Source organism: Streptomyces sp. NPDC059256 (assembly GCF_042753785.1).
Taxonomy (GTDB): Bacteria; Actinomycetota; Actinomycetes; order Streptomycetales; family Streptomycetaceae; genus Streptomyces.
Genome location: NZ_JBHYZO010000033.1, coordinates 13,910 through 32,689 on the forward strand (window position 1 = coordinate 13,910; position 18,780 = coordinate 32,689).

Annotated in this window: 14 protein-coding genes; 8 read left to right on the top strand and 6 right to left on the bottom strand. The window is 70.3% G+C overall.

All coding sequences use genetic code 11. The features are described 5' to 3' along the window. Positions 1-114: 114 nt before the first annotated feature. Together ACFXJL_RS33330 and ACFXJL_RS33335 are read right to left on the bottom strand one after the other, a co-directional pair. Positions 115-597 (bottom strand): DUF456 domain-containing protein, encoded by a 483-nt coding sequence (locus ACFXJL_RS33330; RefSeq protein WP_358878437.1) that lies wholly within the window; start codon positions 595-597, stop codon positions 115-117. Positions 598-710: 113 nt separating this feature from the next. Continuing rightward, entirely contained in the window at positions 711-1,937 is a 1,227-nt protein-coding gene (locus ACFXJL_RS33335; RefSeq protein WP_384698898.1) for a helix-turn-helix domain-containing protein, read from the bottom strand. Positions 1,938-3,011: 1,074 nt separating this feature from the next. On the opposite strand from ACFXJL_RS33335, the gene ACFXJL_RS33340 reads away from it, so the two are divergent. The 3 genes from ACFXJL_RS33340 (at position 3,012) to ACFXJL_RS33350 (ending at position 7,049) form a co-directional block, all read left to right on the top strand. Continuing rightward, the gene (locus ACFXJL_RS33340; RefSeq protein ID WP_384698901.1) at positions 3,012-4,160 is read left to right on the top strand and encodes a protein phosphatase 2C domain-containing protein; all 1,149 of its coding nucleotides are present in this window, start codon (positions 3,012-3,014) and stop codon (positions 4,158-4,160) included. A gap of 108 nt (positions 4,161-4,268) precedes the next feature. Then, positions 4,269-6,011, top strand: a complete 1,743-nt coding sequence (locus tag ACFXJL_RS33345) for a pyruvate dehydrogenase (RefSeq protein ID WP_384643661.1) — start codon at positions 4,269-4,271, stop codon at positions 6,009-6,011. 411 nt (positions 6,012-6,422) lie between these two features. Then, the gene (locus tag ACFXJL_RS33350; protein ID WP_384643658.1) at positions 6,423-7,049 is read left to right on the top strand and encodes an ATP-binding protein; all 627 of its coding nucleotides are present in this window, start codon (positions 6,423-6,425) and stop codon (positions 7,047-7,049) included. A 54-nt stretch (positions 7,050-7,103) separates the two neighbouring features. On the opposite strand, the gene ACFXJL_RS33355 is transcribed toward ACFXJL_RS33350, so the two are convergent. Next, positions 7,104-8,180: a DUF2637 domain-containing protein gene (locus ACFXJL_RS33355; RefSeq protein ID WP_329024563.1), complete on the bottom strand. Its 1,077-nt coding sequence runs from the start codon at positions 8,178-8,180 to the stop codon at positions 7,104-7,106. Between the two features lie 244 nt (positions 8,181-8,424). Continuing rightward, complete coding sequence (locus tag ACFXJL_RS33360; RefSeq protein ID WP_358878441.1) at positions 8,425-9,270, bottom strand: (2Fe-2S)-binding protein; 846 nt, start codon at positions 9,268-9,270, stop codon at positions 8,425-8,427. Between the two features lie 150 nt (positions 9,271-9,420). Between ACFXJL_RS33360 and ACFXJL_RS33365 the strand changes: the two genes are divergently transcribed. Next, a complete protein-coding gene (locus tag ACFXJL_RS33365; RefSeq protein WP_384698907.1) occupies positions 9,421-10,368 on the top strand; it encodes a GntR family transcriptional regulator in 948 nt (315 codons plus the stop codon). 42 nt (positions 10,369-10,410) lie between these two features. Then, positions 10,411-10,989 (top strand): flavoprotein, encoded by a 579-nt coding sequence (locus ACFXJL_RS33370; RefSeq protein WP_384698910.1) that lies wholly within the window; start codon positions 10,411-10,413, stop codon positions 10,987-10,989. 40 nt (positions 10,990-11,029) lie between these two features. Here ACFXJL_RS33370 and ACFXJL_RS33375 read toward each other — a convergent pair whose 3' ends face one another. Both ACFXJL_RS33375 and ACFXJL_RS33380 read right to left on the bottom strand, forming a co-directional pair. Beyond that, positions 11,030-11,962, bottom strand: coding sequence for a hypothetical protein (locus ACFXJL_RS33375; RefSeq protein WP_384698913.1), 933 nt, complete (start codon positions 11,960-11,962; stop codon positions 11,030-11,032). Between the two features lie 914 nt (positions 11,963-12,876). Further along, the gene (locus tag ACFXJL_RS33380) at positions 12,877-14,559 is read right to left on the bottom strand and encodes a PucR family transcriptional regulator (RefSeq protein WP_384698916.1); all 1,683 of its coding nucleotides are present in this window, start codon (positions 14,557-14,559) and stop codon (positions 12,877-12,879) included. Positions 14,560-14,918: 359 nt separating this feature from the next. Between ACFXJL_RS33380 and ACFXJL_RS33385 the strand changes: the two genes are divergently transcribed. From ACFXJL_RS33385 to pucD, 3 genes are read left to right on the top strand one after another with little or no spacing between them, the layout of a single operon-like run. After that, the gene (locus tag ACFXJL_RS33385) at positions 14,919-15,806 is read left to right on the top strand and encodes an FAD binding domain-containing protein (protein WP_384698919.1); all 888 of its coding nucleotides are present in this window, start codon (positions 14,919-14,921) and stop codon (positions 15,804-15,806) included. Beyond that, a complete protein-coding gene (locus tag ACFXJL_RS33390) occupies positions 15,797-16,360 on the top strand; it encodes a (2Fe-2S)-binding protein (RefSeq protein ID WP_384698922.1) in 564 nt (187 codons plus the stop codon). The genes ACFXJL_RS33385 and ACFXJL_RS33390 overlap by 10 nt, the downstream gene beginning before the upstream one ends. Before the next feature lie 5 nt (positions 16,361-16,365). Then, positions 16,366-18,759 carry a xanthine dehydrogenase subunit D gene (pucD, locus tag ACFXJL_RS33395; RefSeq protein WP_384698925.1) on the top strand — a complete coding sequence of 798 codons (2,394 nt, stop codon included), beginning with the start codon at positions 16,366-16,368 and terminating at the stop codon, positions 18,757-18,759. Positions 18,760-18,780 lie beyond the last annotated feature (21 nt).

Consider the following 18,780-nt stretch of genomic DNA (forward strand, 5'->3'; position numbering starts at 1 on the left):
TTGTGCGGTCGGCCGCCGCACTGTGTGTGGGGGGTGACCCGCCCCACCGGACGGTGGGGCAACCGGCCGGGGCGTCGGGACGCGAAAGGGAGCCTTCCGACGCGGGCGGCGCGGTCAACCCCAGAAGACGGCACCCAGCCAGGCGCCCACCACCATCAGACAGGCGAACAACTCCACCAGCACGCTCGTTCCGGCTGCCCGCATCACCTGTCGGGTGGCCGCCATCGCCTGGCCGTGCCCTCCGAGCCGATGTCGCTCGGTGCCGTAGATCCCGCCGATGAACCCGGGTACCGCACCGATCACCGGTAGGAGGACGAATCCCAGCACCGCGCCCGCACCGGCGAAGACCGCCATCCGTCGGGTGATGCCCACTCCACGCAGTCTGCGCGTGGGCAGCAGCCACACCACCACCTGGTCGACGAGGAACAGCGCGGTGGAGGCGACGAGCAGCACCCAGGCGAGTCCCGACTGTTCGTGCAGTGACCACCAGAGCATCGCCGCCCAGACGAGCCATCGCCCGGGCACACCGGGAACCATGACCCCGACGAGGCCCAGCACCATCACCAGACCGACCAGCACGAGCTGCCACACGCCCATCTGCCAAGGGTGCGGTATCGGGGCCGCTCCCGCAGGTCGCAGCCGCTCCCATCGGGTGGGGAGGCCGTCCCTGCGGCCGGTGGACCGCCACGAGGGCCCAGGTCAGCCGTGTCTCACCCGCAGGAGTCGCGGGCCACCCATCCCTTGGCGTACGCATGCCAGCCCAGCTGGAGCCGTGTCGTCACACCGGTCAGCTCCATCAACCCCTTCACCCTGCGTTGCACGGTCCGCAACCCCAGGTCGAGCTGTTTGGCGACCCGGGCGTCCGTCATGCCGGCGAGGAGCAGGGTCAGGATCTCCAGATCGGTGGCATCGGGCCCCCCGGCGGTCTCCGCAAGGCAGCCGGCCATGGCCCCCATCCCCAAGCGCAGGGGGACCGCCTCCCGCCAGACGGCATCGAACAGGCAGGTCAGTGCGTCCAGGAGGCCACAGCCGTGGACGACGAGCGCGGCTGCATCGGAGTCCCGCCCGGTGAGGGGGACCATGGCCATGGTCCGATCGGCGATGACCAGCCGGGTCGGCACCTCGTCGACGACGCGCACACGTTCTCCGCGTGCCAGGGCCGCGGTGAGCTGCGGTACGGCACCGGGGACGGACAGGGCCTCGCGGGAGAGCACCGTCCGATGGCTGAATCCACCGTAGGGCGGGAGCCCGTCGACCCATCCCACGTCCATGGGGCCGTCGATCCGGTCCGCCCCGGCCGCCCCGGGAGTCTCGTCTGTGTCCTCGTCCCGGTGGAACGATCCTCGCGGTGCGGCGTGGCCCGGGTATCCGTCTGCTCCACCGGGCCAGGGCTCGGCGAAACCGGGGCCGGTGATCGGGGTGTCCTGCCGGTGGCTGGAGTGGTTCACGGGGTGGTTTGCGGGCTGGTCCGGGCCCGCTCCACCGGTGTGGTCAGCGGCGGACCCGAGTTGGTCGAGGTCGGTGACCAGCGCACAGACCTCCTTCACCGCCCCGAGCCGCAACTGGGCGAAGCGGTGGGCCATGGCGCTCTGGCCCGTCACCAGCTCCACCAGGTCGTGGTCCGCGGATGCGGTGGCCTCCGCGCGGAACTGTCGGGCCAGTACGGCCGCCGCCAACTCCGCCTGGTCCAATTGGTGCCGTTGCTCGGTGAGCAGGGCGCCGAGAGCCACCCCCGGGGGTGCGGCCACCCATCGCCCTGCACGTACCGAAGACCGGGCGGCAAGTCCGCGCTGCTCCAGCCGTCGCAGTGCCCGTTCCATCTCGGTCTCCGAGAGTGCGAGCCGGCGTGCGAGGTCGGTCACCTCGGCCGCGCCGAGCGCCACGAGAGCACGGTAGGCGGACTCCTGTCCCTCATCGAGACCTATCGCTCCGAGCACCAGACCCCCTCCAGCACCAGCCCCACCGGGCCTGCACTTCCCCTGCATCCGTGGCGGAAAACGGCCACGGCGTGTTCACGCCAATCCCATCATCCATGCACCATCCATCACTGGGCCACTGCGGAGTCACTGTCACCTCACCAACCCCATGGAATCGTGCACTTGCGTCGTATACGGGGTGATTCGGTCGAGGAGTGCCTCCGTTGAGTGAAGACGGTCTTGGCCGAAAGGGTGGCCAAGAGGCAGGCAGGTCAGAGCTGTTGGTGCTTATAGGTTTTCGGAAAGCCCCATTCTCATGCGGCACTCACTGTGGACAATAAGGGCATGAGTCAGCAGGCCGAAGACGACTGGTGGAACCGGCTGTACGACGAGTCCACGCCGGACACGGGACCGACGACACGTACGGGCGACACCTTGGACACCCGGTTCGACTCAGCCTCGGACGCGGTGACACCGTCCGTACCCGACCCCAGGACGGTGCCCCTGTCCGGGCCGGGGTCGACCCCGCAGCGACAGCCACGCGAGCCGCAGCCGATGAATCAAGAGGTGGCCGCCCCATCCCGTGCGGAATCCCGGACGGAATCCCAAGGCGAACGTGAGGTGCGACCCCAACCGACCGCCCCCCGGTCCGTGGACGGCGGAACCGACAGCGAACGGAGTGCAGCGCACCCCGGGCGGCCGACGGGCGAGCCCCCTGCGGACGCCGCCCCCTCCAACGCCGCCGCTCCTCCGGACGGTCCGCCGACCGCCACTCAAGCGCCGGCTTCGACCGCATCCGCCCGTGATGTCGTGTCGATCGACGCGTTCACCGACAACGACACTCCACGCGGCCCCGCCCCTACCGCCCCTCCCGTTCGTACCGGCCGCTTCGAGGCGGTCGACCCACCCGCGCGTCCCCTTGCGCCCCCGGCCACCGCGCAGACCCCCGCAGGGGCCCCGGTGCATCGCCCGCAACCGCAACCGCAACCGCAACCGCAACGGCCCGCCGCGCCGATCACCCCTCGTCCCCGCGCCCCTTGGGAGCCCCCCGTTCCGGAAGACTCGGCGGCACCGCCCGTCCCTCCGCCAGCCCCCGTGACCCCACCCCGCCCGCCCGGTCGGCCGGCCGGCGAGGTTCCCCAACGGCCCACCGTGCCGCCTGCCTTCGCCCGGCCGCCCGGTCCGCGGACCACCGGCCCGGACCGTCCCCGGGGCGGATACGTCGGCGACCGCCCGCCCACCTACGACCCCGAGCCCACCGCCCTGCCCGCCGCCACCCCCGAGGGACTCGGTCACTCGCCATCGGACACCGTCCTCGACGGCGCCCGCTACGGCTCCTTCATCCTGCGGGCGGCATCCGTCCGGGGGGACTCCGCCCGCTACCGCGGAGAGCCCCGCCGCGATGCGCTGCTGACCGTGCGCTTCGGCAACGGCACGGCAGCCCTCGTCCTGGTGGTGATCGCCAGCGGAGCCAGGTCCGCAGGTCCCGAGATGGCGCACCGCGCCGCCGCGGACGCCTGTCACTGGATCGGCGGAGCCGTCGGCCGCAGTCACGCCCGGCTCTCCGAGGACATCCGGGCAGGTCGCCGCGGCGACCTCAAATCCGGACTGCACCGGCTGACCGATCGAAGCCTCGGCAAACTGCGTACCAGCGCGGTCGAAGCCGGAGTCGAGCCGCAGGAGTACCGGGCCGGTCTGCGCGCTCTGCTGCTCTCGGCCGATCCCGCATGTCGAACGCGGGTGTACTTCGGGGTCGGCGCCGGTGGTCTCCTGCGGCTGCGCGGCGGTGTCTGGCAGGACATAGAACCGTCACTGCCCAGTCCGCAGAGCACGGTGGGCGAGCCGGTGCTCGGCTACGGATCGGCCCGTCCGCAGCCGTCCGGGCCGGACGACGGGCCGGGCCGATCGCCCGATCCGCAGCCCACCGCCCCCGAGGGCGATCGACTCACGATGGACCTGGGGATTCCGGCACCTCCTTCGCCCTATGTCGAGGTCCCGACACCGGGGCCCGCCGAACCCTTTCGGTTCCGAGCCTCGGTGGCGCAGCCCGGGGACACACTGTTGCTGTGCAGTCCGGGGTTCGCCGAACCGCTGCGCTCGGAGACCGCACTCACCGACGAACTGGCGAACCGCTGGACCGCGACTGCCGAACCGCCCGGCCTCGCCGCCTTCCTCGCCGACGTCCAACTGCGGGCGACGGGCTACGCGGACGACCGTACGGCCGCGGCCATCTGGGAGACCTGACGGCAACGGCCGGCAGCTGGGCGTCGGACGGCACTGAGAGGCGAAACCGGGCCAGCCGTGGGTTGATGGAGCCTGAGGCCGTCAAGCCGTAGAAAGGGTGCCCATCCCATGGCCAAGCAGAACGTGGCGGAACAGTTCGTCGACATCCTCGTCCGCGCCGGTGTCCAACGGCTGTACGGGGTTGTCGGCGACAGCCTCAATCCCGTCGTCGACGCCATCCGTCGTAACTCCGCCATCGACTGGGTCCAGGTCCGGCACGAGGAGACCGCTGCCTTCGCGGCAGGCGCGGAGGCGCAGATCACCGGGAAGCTGGCCGCCTGCGCCGGCTCCTGTGGTCCCGGCAACCTCCACCTCATCAACGGGCTGTACGACGCCCACCGCTCCATGGCTCCGGTGCTCGCGCTCGCCTCGCAGATCCCCTCCAGTGAGATCGGACTCGGCTACTTCCAGGAGACCCACCCCGATCAGCTGTTCCGGGAGTGCTCCCACTACAGCGAGCTGATCTCCAACCCGAAGCAGATGCCGCGCCTGCTCCAGACCGCGATCCAGCACGCGATCGGACGCAGCGGAGTGAGCGTGGTCTCGCTGCCCGGCGACATCGCCTCCCAGGCGGCTCCCGAGAAGACCATGGAGCACGCCCTGGTGACCTCGCGGCCCACCGTCAGGCCCGGGGACACCGAGATCGACAAGTTGGTCCGTATGGTCGACGAGGCCGACCGGGTGACCCTGTTCTGCGGCAGCGGCACGGCGGGCGCCCATGCCGAGGTGATGGAGTTCGCCGAGCGCGTCAAGTCCCCCGTAGGACACGCACTCCGGGGCAAGGAGTGGATCCAGTACGACAATCCGTACGACGTGGGGATGAGCGGTCTCCTGGGTTACGGCGCCGCCTACGAGGCCACGAACGAGTGCGATCTGCTGATCCTGCTGGGGACGGACTTTCCGTACCAGGCGTTCCTGCCGGACGATGTGAAGATCGTCCAGGTCGACGTCCGGCCCGAGCACCTCGGCCGTCGCTCCAAACTGGACCTCGCCGTCTGGGGTGACGTCCGCGAGACGCTGCGCTGTCTCATCCCACGGGTGCGGGTGAAGACCGACCGCAGGTTCCTCGACAAGATGCTGAAGAAGCACGCCGACGCGCTGGAGGGCGTGATCAAGGCGTACACACGCAAGGTGGAGAAGCACGTTCCGATCCACCCGGAGTATGTGGCATCGGTCCTGGACGACCTCGCGGACGAGGACGCCGTCTTCACCGTCGACACCGGCATGTGCAACGTGTGGGCGGCCCGCTATCTCTCGCCCAACGGCCGACGGCGGATCATCGGCTCGTTCAGCCATGGCTCGATGGCCAACGCACTGCCCCAGGCCATCGGCGCCCAGTTCATCGACCGTGACCGGCAGGTCATCTCCATGTCCGGAGACGGTGGATTCTCCATGCTGATGGGGGACTTCCTCACCCTCGTCCAGTACGACCTGCCGGTGAAGGTCGTACTGTTCAACAACTCCTCCCTCGGCATGGTCGAGTTGGAGATGTTGGTGGCCGGTCTTCCCTCGTACGGAACGACCAACGTCAACCCCGACTTCTCGGCGATCGCCCGGGCGGCGGGCGCCTACGGCGTGCGGGTGGAGAAGCCCAAGCAACTCGCGGGCGCGCTCAAGGCCGCCCTGAAGCACAAGGGGCCCGCGCTGGTGGACGTGGTCACCGATCCGAACGCACTCTCCATCCCACCGAAGATCAGTGCGGAGATGGTCACCGGGTTCGCGCTGTCCGCCAGCAAGATGGTGCTGGACGGCGGGGTGGGGCGGATGGTCCAGATGGCCCGTTCCAATCTGCGCAACGTGCCCCGTCCATGAGTGTCCGACCCCGCTCCCACCAAGGGTTCCCCGTCTGAACCAACCGCGTCGAACGGCGGGAGTGCACCGTGAGCGCTCTCCGGCAATGGGCGTAGAAGCGATCCGCCGGTTGCATGACATGACTGGCCCGACGCGAGCGGTTGCCCCTTCGGCATGCGTGGTGCACTCGCCGAAGGGCAATGCTCTTCGTGGAAGCGTTCGGTGCAACGAGTCGCGACATGGTCCGACGTGCGGGTGGGGATGATGACAGGGAGTCAGGGAGGGGCCGGGCCCGGTGCAGATAGAGGCGCCGAGCAGGGCGGACGAAGGGACGACGGCACGCACACGGCACATGACGTGCACGGGGGATGCGGGGGGCGCGAGATGTACGGGGGAAATCGGGCACGGACGGATCAGGCCAGACCAGCCGAAGTGGCGCCGCCACCGTCCCACCCTTCGCCGCAGCGGGCGCAGCAGGGCCCGGCACCACGGCGCGAGCGGACCGACCAGGGGAGCCCGGCACCCCAGCAGGCGCCGTCGGCGGCCATACGGGGCGTACTGCGCAGACGCCTGGGGTGCAAGGACATCCGATCGGTGCCGGCGGTACGGGCCTTCATCCGTGAACTGCTCAGGGACTGGCAGGAGATAGAGGACCTTCATGGACTCGGGGACGGCTCACCCCGTCCCGACCCGAGGCAGTTGGCAGCACAGCGCGCCGACACCGTCGGCTCGGCGGAACTACTGGCCAGCGAACTCGTGACCAATGCACTGATCCACACCGAGCACGGTGCGGTGGTCACCGTGACGGTCGTGTCCTCCGTGCTGCGCGTGGAAGTACGCGACTTCATGCCCGGGCTCCCCCTCCACGATCCACCGCACCCCGGTACCCGCATGCTCCATCCCGAAGGCCGCGACACGGTGGAGCCGCCGTCCGTCGACGACCTCTCCACCCACGGCAGGGGACTGCTCCTTGTGCGTGAACTCGCCGACTCCTGGGGCGTGCGGACCCAGCGCGCGGGCAAGGTCATCTGGTTCGAGCTGCGCAAAAGGCCGGCCTGATGCCAGGCCGGCCTTTGACACTGCCTCGGGAGGGTGGTGCGGTTCGGCGTTCAGCTAGCCGAACTGCTGCTCCAGGTCTTTGAGTTTGCGTTCCAAGGAGTCCAGACGCGGAAGTGTCTGGGTGTCATCCTCGGCGGTGAGGTCGACCCTGATGGGCTCAGACCCGGGGGTCGAACTGGCGGACTGGAGAGAGTGCCGAGAACGAAGAGGCAGCTGTCCGGATCCTATGGCAGGCTCCGCGACGGATTTCGAATCCGGCGCACCCGTCAAAGCTTGTGCCGAACCACCCGCCGCACCGGAGTTGAGGGCCGGCAGGTCGGGGTCCTGAAGGACGCGGCCCCGACCCCAGGCGCGGTGCTGCCGGTTGAGGGCCTTTATCCGCGCCCGGTCCAGCTTCTGCTGGTCCCGGCTGCGGGTGCGGCTCTCCTTCTTGGCCTGACGGTCCTCACGTACTTCCTCGACCGCCTCATCGAGGGTTCGGACACCCTCAAGCAGCATCAGCGACCAGGCGTTGAAGGTCTCACGGGGCGCACGCAGCCAGCGAACGACACGGATCTGCGGCAGCGGGCGGGGCACCAGGCCCTGCTCACGCAGTGCCGCCCGACGGGTCTGCTTCAGCGCGCGGTCGAAGAGGACGGCTGCGGACAGCGACATGCCGGCGAAGAACTGGGGCGCGCCGTCGTGGCCCAGGCCGCGCGGTGCGTGGACCCAGTTGAACCAGGCGGCGGCACCGGCGAACGTCCACACCAGGAGTCGGGAGCCGAGGGCGGCGTCACCGTGGCTGGCCTCACGGACGGCGAGTACGGAACAGAACATGGCCGCGCCGTCGAGACCGAAGGGGACCAGGTACTCCCAGCCCCCGGAGAGGTTCAGATTCTGTCGGCCGAAGCCGACCAGGCCGTGGAAGGAGAGTGCTGCGGCAACCGCCGCGCAGCAGAAGAGGAGAACGTAGGAAGCGGTGCCGTATATGGCTTCCTTGCGCCTTCGGCGCTCCTCACTGCGCTCCCAGGAGTCCTCGACCTGGGGCTTGGCAGCGGCTTTCTTGCCGCGTGCGAGCACTACGACCGCCACCAGGACTCCCACGACCATCACGCCGCCGGGAAGCAGCCAGGTAAGCGATATGTCTCTCATGTGTTGGTGTCCCTTGCATCTGCATCGCGGTAGGGCATTTCGGCCGCCATAGTGACCGAAGTCCTGGCGATCCCAGGGGGTTTCGTGGCAAGAGAACGCCAATGGGGCCATACGGCATACGGATAGGTGTGTTTCGCTCGAACTGACGCGCGGTCAGAGTGAGGTGCGTACGATTTATATCACCCGGAAGGGGGGCGTGACATCCATAGCGTAACCACCTCGGCGCACCGTGACTGACGTGTGATCAGTCGCCCGGAAGCAGCCTTGCGACCCGCGCCGCGTCGGATGTACGCGGGCACGTGACGCAGGTGTCGTCCGGTCGCAGAGTGTAGAAGAGGCAGCAACTCGCGCGATCCCGGGTGGGGAGTTCCTCGCCGGCCGGGCCGCTCAGCACCCGGAAGCCGGGGGAGCCGACATAGGGCTTGGTGGTGCCCGGCAGCAGCAGTTCCAACTCCGCCATGGCCCGCTGCTCTTCGCCCAGCCGGTTGCCGATGTACCAGAGTCCTTCGACGACCTCGTCGCTCGCCATGCCCCACAGCGCTCGCTTGCCGCGGCGCATCCGGGGGCCGAAGCCGTTCAGCAGCGGTTCGATGTGCTCGGCGACCGCGTTCCGCAATTCCGCCCGCAGCGCTTCCTCGTCCGGGACCACCCGGGCGCCGGGCAGGGCCGCCGCTGGATCTCCCGGTAGACAGGAGAAGCCGGTCATCCGTACCGTCATCTGCCCGAGGGTGCGCTGGAGGCAGACGTTCTCCACGGGCACCCGGGGCACCCTGCGGCGCAGGAACCAGGGGACGGTGAACAGCAGACAGGCGGGCCAGGCGTAGCGGTGCAGCCCGAAACTCGCGATCACATCGGGACGGGCCTGCTCGCCGTAGTCCCGGAGCACCTGGGCGTTGTCCCACGCCAGGAAGGCGTCGAGCGCGGCGCCGCCGGCGGCGAGCTCATGGGCGCTGACCCAACCGGTACCCGAGGGTGTCGGTTCGCCGTGCGAGAGCTCCCGTATCCGCAAAGTCGGATATACCTCGCCAAGACGTGCATAGGAGTCTGCGAGGGGTGAGGCCAGCGAGGGCGTCAAGGCGGGAAGGATCATGCCGGGGACCACCGAATCGCGATCGTTAGCAGGTTAGCCTTACCTTACCCGACCGGATCGGTGTTTGAACTGGACTCCAGTCCGCCTATGGTGCACCCATGGCCCCGCAACCGCCAGCCGGGTCGTCCCGCCGGTCGGAGGAGGACCCGAGTGGAGCAGGCCCGAGCACGCGCGACCGCCCGCTCAGAGCGCTCCCCGACCACCGCGGAAGCGTCCCCGTCCAGCTCGAACGAGTGGGACGAAGTGCCGCTCGTGGCCCGCGACGGGAGTTGGGCGAGCCTGCCCGAGCAGACACGTGGAGAAGACTCCCACACACACGTCGGGAGCGCGGGCCGATCGCCCGGAAGAACCGCCCGGCCCCCGCGCCCCCGTGGACCCGAAGACGGACCAACGCCCTCCACGGCCGGCCCCGGCAATGAGCCGGCCGAGACCGACCCGGCCGACCGTCCGCCACCGTCCGAGCACCTTCCGCGCACGGTTCAGCGCCACTCCGTACGCGGACAGATCCTCCACGCGCTGCGCACCGCGCTCATCGACGGTGAGCTGACCCCGGGAGAGGTCTACTCGGCCCCCGCGCTCGCCGAGCGCTTCGGAGTCTCCGCCACTCCGGTACGCGAGGCCATGCAGCGGCTGGCCGCCGAAGGCACGGTCGAGGTCGTCCCCAACCGCGGATTCCGCATCACGGTCCGTACCCCCCGCGAACTCGCCGAGCTCGCCGAAGTACGCGCACTGATCGAGGTCCCGGTCATGCTCCGGTTGGCCCGGACGATCCCCTCCGCGCACTGGGTGGGGCTGCGCCCCCTGGCCGAGGCGACCGTGGCCGCCGCAGCGGTGGGGGACCGCGCACGCTATGCGGAAGTCGATCGCGCCTTCCACCGGGCCCTGCTCTCCCTCGCCGGCAACGACCAACTGGTGAACGTCGCGGAAGACCTCCACCGGCGCTCGCAGTGGCCCCTGACCGGGGTGGCGATCCCCCGCCGCGCGGAACTGGTGGCCGATGCGGCGGAGCACATGGCCCTGCTGGAGGCGCTCGCCACACAGGACCTCGCCGTGGTGCGCACGCTGGTGCGCGAGCACTTCACCGGTTCCGAAGGCTGATCGTGCACCGGGCGGAAGCCGTCGATCGCAGGAAGGTGCCCCATGACTGACCGGACTCCTGGACCCTTCCTCTACATCGTGGTCTGTGCCGCCCAAGTGGCCTCGCAGATCGATCAATTGATCGCCGCGGCGCAGGAGCGACGCTGGCGGGTGGGCGTCGTGGTGACCCCGCAGGCGCTCGGCTTCGTCGACCGGGCCGCCATCGAGGCGCGGACGGGCCTTCCGATCAGATCTGCCTGGCGCCGCCCCGATGAGCCGCGCCCCCTTCCGCCGCCCGACGCGGTCATCGTGGCACCTGCGACCTTCAACACGATCAACAAATGGGCGACCGGCATCTCGGACACCCTGGCGCTCGGCATCCTCTGTGAATCGGTGGGCTCCGGTGTCCCGATCGCCGTCCTGCCCTGTCTCAGCGCCGCCCAGGCGACCCATCCCGCCTATGCGCAGAGCCTGGAGCGGCTGCGGGGCATGGGAGTGCTGATCGACGATGCCGCACGCGGGGGCGCCGGTGGTGGCTCGTTCGGCTGGTCACGGGCGTTGGACCTGTTGGAACGCCCTTCCCCGGGCCGGCTCCCCACCGAAGCGGACCGCGCGATGAGGGAACTCCGCGACCTGGGCTGACGCTGAGGGTCCGCCCCCGGTGCAGTGCCGAATCGCGCCCCTATGCGGCGGGTTCCGGTTGGGTGGGAGAGGGTGGAGTGACCGCCTTCTGTACGGGGGGCTTCGCCGCCGCGGCCTTGGGTGTCGCCCCCGGTGCGGTTCCCGTCGGCCCTCCCTTGGTCACGGCGCGAGGGGCGGCTACCTGGGGTGAACCGCCCGGTGCGGCCGGGACCTGTGGAGCGGCGGAAGCGCTCAGCCGACCCGACAGCCGTACGGGGACGCCGCCGAGGAGTCGGAAGAGCCGGCGCGCCTCGGCGCGCAACCGCCCCGCCTCCGGTTCCGTCTCGCAGTCAGCCAGCCCGACGAGCGCCGACGCCGTACCGATGAGATAGCCCAACTCCACGCGGATCCGCAGGGACTCGGAGAACCCGAGCCGGGCCTCGGCCAACTCACCGTCGCGCAGGGAGAGCCCGGCCTGCTGGTGCCAGGTGAAGGAGAGCAGCAGCAGATCGCCGTGCGCGCTGGCCCCGTCGTGGGCGCGGCGGTAGGCGGCCCGGGCGGCTTGGGGCGCCTTGGCGATGTGTTCGGCGACCAGCCCCCGACGGAAGTCGAGCAGCGGCCTGCCCGGTGAGGTGGGCGCGAGGAGAGCGGCGGCCCTCCCGAGCGCCGAGCGGGCCTCGTCGGCCCGGTCGCGCACGCGCAGCACGGTGGCCGCGTAGGCCAGCCTGCCGCGCTCGCACGCTGCGCCGCCGCGCTCCTCGTCGTCCTGAGCCACGGCTTCGGCCGTGCGGAGCGCGTCCTCCGCGTCCGCCCACCCTTCGCCGGTGAACAGACAGCGCTCGACCAGTAGTCCTGCCCGCTCCAGAGCCGCCGCTGCGTTGCTCGCGTGAGGTGCGAGCAGTGCCGCCGCGTCGGTCCAACAGCCGCGCGAGCGCAGCCGCCACACCGCGGTCTGGAGAGGGTCGTCACCTGCGGTGGTTCCGGAACCAGACATGGCGGTATGCGCCACTATGCCCTCCCCGAGCACGCCATTGAGCTGTTGAGTAGATGGCATCTCAGCATGGATGGGGTTGCCCGGCCAAGGGTTCTGGTGAATTGTTTCACAATCCCTGGCACGCCGATGGGGTTGGACTGACCCGACAGGTGGCCAAGATCGAAGGGGTCGTCGGCCCCGAATGCCCGGGCGGTGATCGGAATCCCGCCATCGGGCCGGGACGCAGGGGAGTTGTGAACCGGCCGCCTGCCCGTCGGGCCCGTGCGGCTCGTCGAGCTTCGCCGCAGCATGGTCGTGAGCGATGCTTCCGGGCCCGGCAGAGGGCCGCGCCGAAGTCCTGTTCCGGGCTCCCTGTGCTGATCCCCCGAGCCCGTGCGGCGCCTGGAACGCGCCCCGAGGGGGCGGCCGTTCCCGAGGCTTCACGGGTCGTCGTCGCATGGCGTGTTCGCGGGCACGAGGCGTGGTGCACCCGATGGGTGAGTGGCCGGAGACCAGGCCACGCCGGCCGGAAAGGGCGTGCGTGGCGAGCGCTGTTTCCGGTCAGCGCTTGGGGGTGGATGGACAGGCGATGCCCATGGGTGCGGTGAGTCCCTGATGTGTGAGTTTTCCTCAGGCTTAGGCCGAATTCCTCATTCCCGCGCATTTCTGCTGAGTTATTACTATTACCTACGCCTCAGGTGCATTCCTCGTCGGTTTCCCTTTCAGTTCCCCCGAAGGAGGGTGTCGGGGAGACGCCGAGTGGACATCGGACCGCGCCGACGTGCCTCCCTACTCGTACGGCGTGCCGGCCCGAGCTGCCCCGTCGACACTGCCGCGCTGCATGGCCCCCGCAAGCCCCGCCCTGACTCACCTGGAGCCCGGAGCCCGGAACAGACGTCGGCTGAACGGAACGGGCGCCAGGTGCTGGGTGCCGTTCAGCTCATCCGCAGAGCCAGGAAGAAGTCCAGCTTGTCCTCCAGCCGGGAGAGATCCCGACCCGTCAGCTGTTCGATCCGCCCCACCCGGTAGCGCAGGGTGTTTACATGGAGATGCAGTCGGGTGGCGCACCGAGTCCAGGAGCCGTCCGATTCCAAGAACGCCTCCAGCGTCGGGATCAACTCCGCGCGATGCCGTTGGTCGTACTCACGCAGCGGGTCCAGCAGCCGGGCGGTGAACGCCCTGCGGACATCGTCCGGAACGAACGGCAACAGCAGTACGTGGGAGGCCAGTTCATGATGGCCGGCCGCGGACACCCGCCCCGGTCGGGCGGCGGCCACCCGGCGTGCGTGCCGGGCCTCCTCCAGCGCTCCCCTGAGACCTTCCGCCGAGCTCACCGGGGCGCTGACGCCCAGCGTCAGCCGCCCGTCGTCCGCCAACCCCGCTGACAGTGGCTGCTGAACCGCGCTGAGCAGGGTTTCGGCGTGCAGCCCGCTCTGTGCGACCCCTTCGGTACCTGCCTCACCCGGGGGAGAGACGGGCGACAGCGGCACCAGGGCGATGGCTTCCCTACCGACGTGGGCCACGGCGATCCGGTCCGACGAGTCGGGCCCCGACGACGAGGGATCGACGAGGATCTCCTCCAACAACGACTGCGCGACCGGGCCGGCCTCGACGGCTGCGGAGTCCGGGCCCCAGTCCACCCGTGCCACGACCACTTGCCAGTGCGGTGCCGAGCCGAGACCGGGCAGCAGCACCGGGGCGGCAACCCGCAGCCGGGCCGCGACCTCGGCCGGAGCAGCGCCCGACTGGACCAGCTCCAGAACTTCCTGTGCAAGCCGTCTGCGCACCGTACGGGCGGCCTCGCGGCGGTCTCGTTCGACCGCGATCAACTGGGTCACGCCCTGGAGCAGATCGAGCCGTGCCGCCGGCCAGTCGGCGGCGTCCGCCTCCACCGCCAGCATCCAGTCCGACAGCACGCTCTCGCGGACGTCGCCGCCGTCCGTGGGCTGGCCCCGGCCCGTGTTGCGGATCGGAAAGAGGGAGTACGTCCGGGACTGCACTCTCACCCGGTGCGGTCCGCGTCGCCCGCCGCGCAGCGCGGCCAGTTGTTCACCCGCCAGGGCGGCGCCCACGGAGGCCGGCAGCTCTGCGCCCGCGATCCGTCGCCCGGTGGGGGAGAGCACCCAGGCGTGCAGGTCCAGATCGGTGCCGAGGAGGTCGAGGACGACCTCGGGGCCGCCGCCGGCCGGGCCCGACGTCATCAGTCTGCGGTGCCGGTCGACCACCGCTGCGAGGTCGCCGGCACGCTCGCCCGACACCTGGCGCACGACGTACTCGGTGATCGTGGCGAAGGCGACGGACTCGTTCACCGCGAAGAGGGGCAGTCGATGCCGGGCACATGCCGCGATCAGATCGTCGGGGATGTCGCCCAGCTCCGCCTCGCCGGCCGCCAGCGCAGCCACCTGGGCCGCCGCCAGGATGCGTACGAAGGGCTCGGTGTCCTGCGCGGACCGCCGCCAGGCGAGTCCGGTCAGCACCAGCTCGCCACCGGAGAGATAGCGGCTGGGGTCGCGCAGATCGGTGGTCATCACCCCGCGCACGCCGCGGTCCAGCTCGTCCTCGCCGCCGAGCAACCGCAGCCCCAGCGCATCGTTCTCCAGCAGTGCGCGCAGCCGCATCTCGTCGCCGCCGATCCATCTCGTTGTCGCGTGCCTACGGCCCCCGCCCCCGACGCCGCACACCGGATGCCCCGGGGAGGAACGAGGAACAGGGAGTGCCACGGGACCGTGACCACCGGGCTCGCCTTTCGTTCGAATCTACAAGATGCACCGGTCGACCAGCCAACTCCTTCATGGTTTCGGTGACTGCACCGCATGGCGGACGCCCTTGTGTACTGGGGCCACACCAGGTGAACACCACAGAGGGAGAGCCGGTCGACCGCCGGCCGGCCGCGCCCCCGTCGGCCGGCTGACGACAGCACCGGATCGAACGCAGGCGATGTCCCAACCTGCGGCAGACGATCGGAAGAGAGCCGTTCATGGACTTCCTCCGCCCCGCCAGCTGGGAGGATGCGCTCGCCGCCAAGGCCGAGTACCCCGCGGCCGTACCCATCGCGGGTGGCACCGATGTCATGGTCGAGATCAACTTTGATCACCGTCGGCCCTCCCGGCTGATGGACCTCACCCGTATCGGGGAACTCGGTGAATGGGAGGTCGGCGACGATACGGTCCGGCTCGGCGCATCCGTCCCGTACACCCGGATCATGGAGGACCTGCGGGGCGAGTTGCCCGCGCTCGCCCTCGCCGCGCACACCGTGGCCTCGCCGCAGATCCGCAACAGGGGCGGTGTCGGCGGCAACCTCGGTACGGCGTCGCCCGCCGGTGACGCCCATCCGGCGCTCCTCGCCGCGGGTGCCGAAGTCGAGGCGGTCTCGCTGCGCGGCACCCGTCGCATCCCCATCGACGACTTCTACACGGGCGTCAAGCGCAACGCCCTCGCCGCCGATGAACTCATCAGGGCCGTCCACATCCCCCGCGCCGACGGCCCGCAGCAGTTCGCCAAGGTGGGTACCCGCAATGCCATGGTGATCGCGGTCTGTGCCTTCTCGCTCGCGCTCCACCCCGCCACCCGTACGGTCCGCACCGGAATCGGATCGGCGGCGCCGACACCCGTTCGGGCGAGGACGGCGGAGGAATTCCTCGCCGCCGCTCTCGACGAAGGGGGGTTCTGGGACAACGGCCGGCCCCTTCCGCCCCCGATCGCCCGCCAGTTCGCGGAACTGGCGGCGGGCGCCTGCAACCCCATCGACGACGTCCGCGGCACGGCGCGCTATCGCCGGCACGCGGTCGGGGTGCTGGCCCGGCGCACCCTGGGCTGGACCTGGCAGTCGTACCGCGGAGGAGAGAGGAGCACCCCGTGCGGGTGAATTTCACCGTCAACGGACGCCCGCAGCAGGCCGACGACGTGTGGGAGGGCGAAAGCCTGCTGTACGTACTGCGGGAGCGGCTCGGGCTGCCCGGCTCCAAGAACGCGTGCGAACAGGGCGAGTGCGGCTCCTGCACGGTTCGGCTCGACGGGGTGCCGGTCTGTTCGTGCCTGGTGGCCGCAGGACAGGCCGAGGGGCGGGACGTCGTCACCGTGGAAGGGCTCGCCGACCTCGCCCGGCAGCGCGACGACGCCGCGGCGCAGCCCGCCACCGGCACCCCCCGCGTCACGGAAGCCGCTCAGATCGATGCGATCGATCCGCTCGCACCCATCCAGCGGGCTTTCGTCGACGCCGGCGCGGTCCAGTGCGGTTTCTGCACCCCCGGACTGCTGGTCGCCGCCGATGAGTTGCTGGAGCACCAGCCCGAGCCGTCGGACGCGGACATCCGGGAAGCACTCTCAGGCAACCTCTGCCGCTGCACCGGCTACGAGAAGATCCTGGACGCGGTCCGACTGGCCGCCGCCCGCCAAGCGGCACCCGAACGGACGGTGTGAGGATCATGACCACGATCGGCACGGCCACCGGACTCACGCAGGGCGCCCGCACCCGCGGCGGCATCGGTGAGTCCACCCTCCGCCCGGACGGCGTCCTCAAGGTCACCGGAGAGTTCGCGTACGCATCCGACCTCTGGCACGAGGACATGCTGTGGGGCCACACCCTGCGCTCCCCGCACGCCCATGCCGAGATCAGGTCCATCGACATCTCCGAGGCCCTCGCCGTCCCCGGTGTGCACGCCGTGCTCACCCACGCCGACCTCCCCACCGATGTCCGGCACTACGGCCTGGAGATCCAGGACGCCCCCGTACTCGCCGACGGCAAGGTCCGCCACCACGGCGAGCCGGTCGCCCTCGTGGCAGCCGACCACCCGGAGACCGCCCGCCGCGCCGCCGCCAAGATCCGCGTCGACTACGTCGAACTGCCGGTGATCACCGATGAGCGGTCCGCCACCGCGCCCGATGCGGTGCTCATCCACGAGGACCGCGACGACCACTACAGCCCCTACGTACCCCACCCCAACATCGTGCACCGCCAGCCGATCGTCCGCGGTGACACCGCCAGGGCCGCCGAACGCGCCGATGTGGTCGTCACCGGTGAGTACGTCTTCGGCATGCAGGACCAGGCTTTCCTCGGCCCCGAGTCCGGTATGGCCATCCCCGCCGACGACGGCGGAGTGGAACTGCACGTGGCCACCCAGTGGTTGCACGCGGACCTCCAGCAGATCGCCCCCGTCCTCGGTCTGCCCCCGAGCAAGGTGCGGATGACGCTCTCCGGCGTCGGCGGCGCCTTCGGCGGTCGGGAAGACCTCTCCATGCAGATCCATGCCTGTCTGCTCGCCCTGCACACCGGCAAACCGGTGAAGATGGTCTACAACCGGTTCGAATCATTCTTCGGTCATGTGCATCGGCACCCGGCCACCCTCACCTATGAGCACGGCGCCACCAAGGACGGCAAGCTCACCCATGTGAAGTGCAGGATCGTGCTGGACGGCGGGGCGTATGCGTCCTCGTCCCCGGCCGTCGTGGGAAACGCCGCATCCCTCGGCATCGGCCCCTATGTGGTGGACGACGTCGACATCGAGACCATCGCCCTCTACACCAACAACCCGCCCTGCGGGGCGATGCGCGGATTCGGCGCGGTCCAGGCGTGCTTCGCCTACGAGGCCCAGATGGACCGCGTCGCCGCCGAACTGGGCCTCGATCCGGTGGAGTTCAGACAGCGCAACGCCATGTCCCAGGGCACGGTCATGCCCACGGGACAGCGGGTCGACTCCCCCGCGCCCGTGGCCGAACTACTGCGCCGCGTCAAGGCCCGCCCGTTGCCGCCCGAGCGCCAGTGGGAGACCGCGGGCGCGGCAGCCGATGTGCGCGCACTGCCGGGGGGCCTGTCCAACACCACCCACGGCGAGGACGTGGTGCGCGGCGTCGGCTATGCGGTGGGCATCAAGAACGTGGGCTTCTCCGAGGGCTTCGACGACTACTCGACCGCCCGTGTCCGGCTGGAGAACATCGCGGGTGAGCCGGTGGTGACCGTGCACACCGCGATGGCGGAGGTCGGCCAGGGCGGGGTGACCGTCCACGCCCAGATCGCCCGCACCGAACTGGGCGTCGCCCAGGTCACCATCGCACCGGCGGACACCCGGGTCGGCTCCGCAGGCTCCACATCGGCATCCCGACAGACCTACGTCACCGGAGGCGCGATCAAGCACGCCTGCGAGATCGTGCGCGAGCGCGTCCTCGAACGGGGTCGGCGCACCCACGGTTCGTACCATCCCGCCTGGGCCCACGCGGACCTGCGACTTGAGGCCGGCAGGGTGGTCACCGACGCCGGCGAGGCGCTGGCCGATCTGGCGGAGGTGCTGGGGGACGAGCCGGTCGAGACCGAGGTGGAGTGGCGTCCCCGCCGCACGGAGGCGCTCGACCGGGTGACCGGCCAGGGCCACGGGCACATCCAGTACTCCTTCGCCGCCCATCGCGCGGTCGTCGAGGTCGACGTCGAACTGGGGTTGGTGAAGGTGGTCGAACTCGCCTGCGCCCAGGACGTCGGCAAGGCACTCAACCCGCTCTCCGTCGTCGGACAGATCCAGGGCGGCACCACCCAGGGGTTGGGGATCGCGGTGATGGAGGAGATCGTCGTCGACCCGGTGACCGCGCGGGTGCGCAACCCCTCCTTCACCGACTATCTGATCCCCACCATTCTGGACACCCCCACCATCCCCGTGGACGTACTGGAACTCGCCGACGAGAACGCTCCCTACGGGCTCCGCGGTGTCGGCGAAGCACCCACTCTCTCCTCGACCCCGGCCGTGCTCGCGGCCATCCGCGCCGCCACCGGTCTGGCGCTCACCCGGGTGCCGGTGCGCCCCGAGCACCTCACCGGTACGACCGGCGGGTGACGGACGGCTCTCCCTGTCCGC

Coding starts and splice junctions, on each gene's coding strand:
- ACFXJL_RS33330 (WP_358878437.1), bottom strand. CDS start 597: ATGGGCGTGTGGCAGCTCGTGCTGGTCGGTCTGGTGATGGTGCTGGGC.
- ACFXJL_RS33345 (WP_384643661.1), top strand. CDS start 4,269: ATGGCCAAGCAGAACGTGGCGGAACAGTTCGTCGACATCCTCGTCCGC.
- ACFXJL_RS33355 (WP_329024563.1), bottom strand. CDS start 8,180: ATGAGAGACATATCGCTTACCTGGCTGCTTCCCGGCGGCGTGATGGTC.
- ACFXJL_RS33360 (WP_358878441.1), bottom strand. CDS start 9,270: ATGATCCTTCCCGCCTTGACGCCCTCGCTGGCCTCACCCCTCGCAGAC.
- ACFXJL_RS33370 (WP_384698910.1), top strand. CDS start 10,411: ATGACTGACCGGACTCCTGGACCCTTCCTCTACATCGTGGTCTGTGCC.
- ACFXJL_RS33375 (WP_384698913.1), bottom strand. CDS start 11,962: ATGTCTGGTTCCGGAACCACCGCAGGTGACGACCCTCTCCAGACCGCG.
- ACFXJL_RS33380 (WP_384698916.1), bottom strand. CDS start 14,559: ATGCGGCTGCGCGCACTGCTGGAGAACGATGCGCTGGGGCTGCGGTTG.
- ACFXJL_RS33385 (WP_384698919.1), top strand. CDS start 14,919: ATGGACTTCCTCCGCCCCGCCAGCTGGGAGGATGCGCTCGCCGCCAAG.
- pucD (WP_384698925.1), top strand. CDS start 16,366: ATGACCACGATCGGCACGGCCACCGGACTCACGCAGGGCGCCCGCACC.